Origin of the sequence: Saccharopolyspora soli (genome assembly GCF_022678645.1) — a bacterium.
In the GTDB taxonomy this organism is placed as follows: Bacteria; Actinomycetota; Actinomycetes; order Mycobacteriales; family Pseudonocardiaceae; genus Saccharopolyspora; species Saccharopolyspora soli.
On sequence record NZ_JALBWV010000165.1, the window covers coordinates 1 to 1,323 of the forward strand.

1 protein-coding gene and 1 pseudogene are annotated in these 1,323 nt (G+C 64.7%); both read left to right on the forward strand.

Going from position 1 to position 1,323, the window contains the following annotated elements; translation table 11 throughout:
• Positions 1-241 precede the first annotated feature (241 nt).
• Positions 242-700 (forward strand): annotated as a pseudogene (locus MOQ72_RS45985) (IS110 family transposase); the annotation flags it as partial.
• Between the two features lie 71 nt (positions 701-771).
• Positions 772-1,305 (forward strand): transposase, encoded by a 534-nt coding sequence (locus tag MOQ72_RS44095; protein ID WP_242192031.1) that lies wholly within the window; start codon positions 772-774, stop codon positions 1,303-1,305.
• Positions 1,306-1,323: the final 18 nt, after the last annotated feature.

Consider the following 1,323-nt stretch of genomic DNA (forward strand, 5'->3'; position numbering starts at 1 on the left):
ATTACGGGACTGCGATGATCGGTTATGCCGTCCCCTACTCGGGTCTGACTCTTTACGGGACCGGCTTCGTGCCTTCAAGTTGATCTGTCGGCTCGGGCCTGGGGCGGCTTCTGGCCCGCTGGCCAGGCGGGCAGTGACCTAATAGGAGCCTGGCCTAGAGGCACCATCGCAGTCTTGTCCGCTCGCCTGTCCGGGGTAGCCACTTCCACCAAGGACGACGGAGGAGACAGCCATCATCAGCATGCCGCACCCCGATGACAGGATCACAGTGGGTGTCGACACCCACAAAGACATCCACGTTGCCATCGCCCTTGACCAGCGAGGCGTGCGCCTAGACCAGGTACACGTCCCGGCCACCTCGACCGGCTACCAACAGCTTGAGCGTTGGGCCACAGGACTGGGCACGGTTGAGGTTTTCGGGTTGGAGGGAACGGGCTCCTATGGGGCAGGGCTGGCCCGGTTTCTCCTGGAGCGCGGACACCGGGTGGTGGAAGTCAACCGCCCGGACCGCGCTACCCGTTACCGCGTGGGCAAAAGCGACCCGATCGACGCGGAGATGGCCGCTCGGGCGGTGCAGGCCGCGGTGGCCACCGGTGCTCCGAAAACCGGTGCGGGAACTGTGGAAATGATCCGTATGCTCAAGATCGCCAAGGATTCCGCGGTCAAGGCTTGCACCCAGTCGATCAACCAGCTCAAGGGGTTGTTGGTGACGGTGCCGGCGCCGCTACGCGAGAGCCTGGCCGGCTTGACAAGCAGCAAGCTCCTGGACCGTTGTGGGCCTTACGCCCCGGCACGCTGGATTGCACGACCGCCGCGGCCAAACACACCCTGCGTCTACTGGCCCGCCGCATCCTGGCCCTGCGCGCTGAGAGCAAAGCCCTGGAAATCGAGATCAACCAGCTCACCGCGGCCACCGCCCCGAACCTGCTGAACACGTTCGGGATCGGACCAAACAGCGCCGCAACACTGCTAGCCACCGTCGGCGACAACCCCCAACGACTCCACTCCGAAGCCGCCTTCGCCGCGCTCTGCGGTGCCAGCCCCGTCCCAGCCTCATCAGGCAAAACCCACCGCCATCGCCTCAACCGAGGCGGAGACCGGCAAGCCAATGCCGCGTTGCACCGCGTCGTCGTAGTCCGCCTGCGGTGGCACCAACCCACCCGCGACTACATGGCCCGACGACTCGCGGAAGGCAAGACCAAACCCGAGATCATCCGCTGCCTCAAGCGCTACCTCGCCCGCGAGATCTACACAATCCTCTGCCAGCCAACCAACAACCCCGCCGACCTCACTCACACCACTTGACGATCTATAGGAGCATCA